Here is a 4,080-nt window from a genome sequence, read left to right as displayed (position 1 = left end):
GGCGACGGCATCATCGACGCTTCTGACCCGGCCTTTGCCGAACTCAAACTTTGGCGCGATGCCGACCAGAACGGGGCGACGGGCGCCGGCGAACTGATCTCGCTCGCCGACGCCGGCATCGTCAGCCTCAACCTCGCCCACACCCTCAAGAACCAGAACCTCGCCAACGGCAACCAGCTCACCCGCGAAGGCAGCTTCACCCGCACCGATGGCACGACCTCGGCGATGGGCGAATTCAATCTTGCCACCGACACCTTCAATACGAAATTTGCCGAACAGATCGAAGTCCCCGAAGCCCTCAAAACCCTGCCCAACATGCAAGGAGCGGGCAACGTGCGCGAGCTTCGGCAAGCCGCGACCCAGTCGGACGGCGTGGCCAGCCTGCTGGCCCAATTCCAGAACGCCGCCACCCGCGCCGAGCAAAAGGCCTTGATCGACCAGCTGCTCACCGCCTGGGCCGATACCTCCGGTATGGCAAAAAACCTGGATGCGCGCGCCCAGGGCCAATACATCATCCAGTACGAAGCCTTCGGCAACGACCGGCGTTCCAACAAAACCGGATGCTGGCGGACAAGAAAGCCGCCGACCCCGAAAACTACCTGGCCGACCTGCTCGACCTGGACCGCTACGCAGGCAACTTCCTCTCCGGCACCAACTGGCAGGGCCTGGCCGACTTCGACACGCTGATCGACACCCTGCCGCAGACGGCGGGGAGAAGTCATCGTTTGCGATGTTGCAAGGCTGCGAACGATGAAACGTGGAGGATGGCGGCGTGAGCGCTGAACACTTCGCCCAGACCATCAACCGCCTCAAGGGCAAGGTGACGATGATCTTCATCACGCACCAGATACCCAAGGGCTTGCAAGTGGATGAGGTGGTGAATATGGGGCAGCATGCCATGCAGATGAGTTTGGTGAAGGAAGACAAATGAAGCAGTTGAGCAAAGATCAGTGGCGAAAAATTCATGGAATCAGGCCACCAAAGGACCCAGCTGATCCCGATGTCATTGGTCGACGACCAATTCACGAAGCAATCGTGAATTGGGAGATCAAGTGGACCACTCGACTACACCTGATCTTCGCGCCTCTGGCCTTCACTATTGTGCTCATGCCGAAACTCAACAAAGCTTGGTATGAGGTTATTTCCTCTATTCCGATTGTTTCGTGGATTCACAGAGAGTTTTCCGGTTTGACTGGCACGCTGTATTTATGCCTCGCTGTTGGTCTGGTTTTTTATTTCTACTCGGCCAGCAAAATTGACGGAAAAAGCCACTCGGAATACGGCTACCCCATCAATATCAACCATGTTCGATCCCCCAAAAATATCAAGCAGGGCGAGCTTTATCCAAGAACAAAATTGGAGGAAAGGGTGTTTTTTGCCGATAGCGCAGGCGGCATATGGCTGGCGACATTCATGTGGTTTGTTCTGTTTGGTGGAATTTCCGTTTTATTTTCCATGAAAGGAGGCTGAAAAGCGTCCCAAGGTGCTGATTTTCGACGAGGCGATTTCGAACCTGGATCAACAGACCGCCGAGCATTTTGCGCAAACCATCAACCGGCTCAAAGGCAAGGTGACGATGATTTTTATCACGCACCAAGTGCCCAAGGGCTTGCAAGTGGATGAGGTCGTGAATATGGGGAGCCATGCCATGCATATGAGTTTGGTGAAGGAGGAGAACACGTGAGCCAGTTTTTTACAGCAGTCGGCGCGGCGATGCTGATTTTTTGCGCCATTTGGGGGTATTCATGGCTTGAAGTGTGGCGGGACCCGAAGGGTGAACTGGCCGACTTCTATGCGCGGCACCCGCGAACCAAGGCGTGGGTTTCATTGGCGAATAGGCTATGGATACCGACTTTGGTTGTTGGGCTTATTTTCGTAGTTATGGGCGTAATGATGGGAGGAAAATCATGAGTGCGATTCAGAATGCGGCAGCAGGGACTGCTGCCGCCAGTTTTGTTGCCAGCCAGATTGGAAACAGCATAGCCGGCACTTTCGGCATGGGGTATGCCAAATTGGTTGTCGGTCAAGCTGCATGGGCGGCGTCCGTCGGCGCGCTTGGGGAGAAAATGGCCAATGGCACAGCAACCGGCGGTGATTATGCCAATGTGATTCAAAAGACCGGAGACCTGCTACTCGGTCTTGGGTTGACGATTGCACAAGTCAATCCGTGGATACGCGGCGCATTTACTATCGCCAGCGGCGGACTGTTCATTTACGACAACTGGGACAAGATTTCAGACTTTTACGACCGCGCTAAAACCTGGGTCTGGCCGCGCGACCCCATCATCCTCGACCTTGACGGCGACGGCTTGGAGACGGTGGGACTCGCCAGCAACGTCTATTTCGACCACGACGACGACGGTGTGTTGACTAGAACCGGCTGGGCGGGCAAGGACGACGCCCTCCTGGTCTGGGACCGCAATGGCAACGGCCGCATCGACACCGGCGCTGAGCTCTTTGGCGACTTCACACCTCTTCCCAATGGCACGCTGGCCCCCAACGGTTTCGCCGCGCTCGCGGCCTTGGACAGCAATGGCGACGGCATCATCGACGCTTCTGACCCGGCCTTTGCCGAACTCAAACTTTGGCGCGATGCCGACCAGAACGGGGCGACGGGCGCCGGCGAACTGATCTCGCTCGCCGACGCCGGCATCGTCAGCCTCAACCTCGCCCACACCCTCAAGAACCAGAACCTCGCCAACGGCAACCAGCTCACCCGCGAAGGCAGCTTCACCCGCACCGATGGCACGACCTCGGCGATGGGCGAATTCAATCTTGCCACCGACACCTTCAATACGAAATTTGCCGAACAGATCGAAGTCCCCGAAGCCCTCAAAACCCTGCCCAACATGCAAGGAGCGGGCAAGGTGCGCGAGCTTCGGCAAGCCGCGACCCAGTCGGACGGCGTGGCCAGCCTGCTGGCCCAATTCCAGAACGCCGCCACCCGTGCCGAGCAAAAGGCGCTCCTCGACCCACTCCTCTCCGCCTGGGCCGATACCTCCGGTATGGCAAAAAACCTGGATGCGCGCGCCCAGGGCCAATACATCATCCAGTACGAAGCCTTCGGCAACGACCGGCGCTCCGACCACATTGACAGCGTCGGTTTCGTCGCTGCCCAGACGGCAGGCCCGCTGACCTTTGAGGGTATGACCGGCGCGCTATCGACTGACATTGGCGCGAGCTACCTCAGCGCGCACTACCGCGAGCTCATCGACAGCTGGAACCAGAAACTGCACGCGCTCGAGGCCTTCAACGGCCAGTATTTCTTCAACCTGCCGACACAAAAAAGCCAGACCAGCAACGCCAACTGGGGGATGACCGTTACCACCACGCCCGGCAGCACCCAGAATAGTGGCGGTATTGCCATGACCTACAGCGTGCCGACCCTGAAACTCAATTTCTCGACGGCGCAGCTCGACCTGCTGCAACAAGCCTACGACAGCCTGAAAGAAAGCGTTTACGCCAGCCTGGTGATGCAGACGCGCCTCAAGCCGTACCTCGACCAGATCGAACTCGTCATCGACAACGACGGTATCCGGCTGGATGCTGCGGCACTAAACCAGAAACTGGCAGAGAAAAAAGCAACCGATCCCGAGAACTATCTGGCCGACCTGCTCGACCTGGACCGCTACGCCAATGGTTTCCTCTCCGGCACCAACTGGGTGGGGCTTTCCGACTTCGACAACCTCGTCGAAACCCTACCGCAGACGGCGGGCATCGCGGCCCTGCTCGATGAATTCAAGGTGCGCACGCTCACCGGTGGTGACGACAACGCTTGGCTCACCGATAAGGCCGACATCGTGCTGGCGGGCGACGGCAAGGACACCCTCTACGGCAATAAAGGCAACGACCGTCTGTTCGGCCAGGGCGGCGATGATCGCATCTACGGTGGGGACGGTGACGACCTGATCTCCGGCGGCGCGGGCAACGACCTGCTCTATGGCGAATCCGGCGCCGACACCTACGTCTTTGGGCGCGGCTACGGCAACGACACCATCAGCGACTACGCAGAGAACGGCGTGCAGCGCGACACCGTGCGCTTGCTGGGCCTCACCCCGGCGGACATTCGCGTCACTGCGG

Annotated in this window: 5 protein-coding genes and 1 pseudogene; all 6 read left to right on the top strand. The window is 58.5% G+C overall.

Features of this window, described 5'->3' with window-relative positions; translation table 11 throughout:
* Positions 1-687: pseudogene (locus tag F7P80_RS16880) on the top strand (hypothetical protein); the annotation flags it as partial.
* Between the two features lie 85 nt (positions 688-772).
* Positions 773-931, top strand: a complete 159-nt coding sequence (locus F7P80_RS16875) for a hypothetical protein (RefSeq protein ID WP_165442768.1) — start codon at positions 773-775, stop codon at positions 929-931.
* Positions 928-1,470, top strand: a complete 543-nt coding sequence (locus F7P80_RS16580; protein WP_058879661.1) for a hypothetical protein — start codon at positions 928-930, stop codon at positions 1,468-1,470. The genes F7P80_RS16875 and F7P80_RS16580 overlap by 4 nt, the downstream gene beginning before the upstream one ends.
* Positions 1,471-1,483: 13 nt before the next feature.
* The gene (locus F7P80_RS16575) at positions 1,484-1,684 is read left to right on the top strand and encodes a P-loop NTPase family protein (protein ID WP_054067041.1); all 201 of its coding nucleotides are present in this window, start codon (positions 1,484-1,486) and stop codon (positions 1,682-1,684) included.
* Positions 1,681-1,911: a hypothetical protein gene (locus tag F7P80_RS16870; protein ID WP_058879662.1), complete on the top strand. Its 231-nt coding sequence runs from the start codon at positions 1,681-1,683 to the stop codon at positions 1,909-1,911. Before F7P80_RS16575 ends, F7P80_RS16870 begins: the two co-directional genes overlap by 4 nt.
* A partial coding sequence (locus F7P80_RS17325; RefSeq protein WP_428840875.1) for a calcium-binding protein occupies positions 1,908-4,080 on the top strand: 2,173 nt, incomplete at its 3' end. The genes F7P80_RS16870 and F7P80_RS17325, both read left to right, overlap by 4 nt.

Source organism: Comamonas kerstersii (genome assembly GCF_008801935.1).
Lineage (GTDB): Bacteria > Pseudomonadota > Gammaproteobacteria > Burkholderiales > Burkholderiaceae_C > Comamonas > Comamonas kerstersii.
This window is presented reverse-complemented; position numbering and strand designations above follow the sequence as displayed.

Excerpts from the sequence above, each read along its gene's own strand:
- F7P80_RS16580 (WP_058879661.1), top strand. The coding sequence starts at position 928 with ATGAAGCAGTTGAGCAAAGATCAGTGGCGAAAAATTCATGGAATCAGG.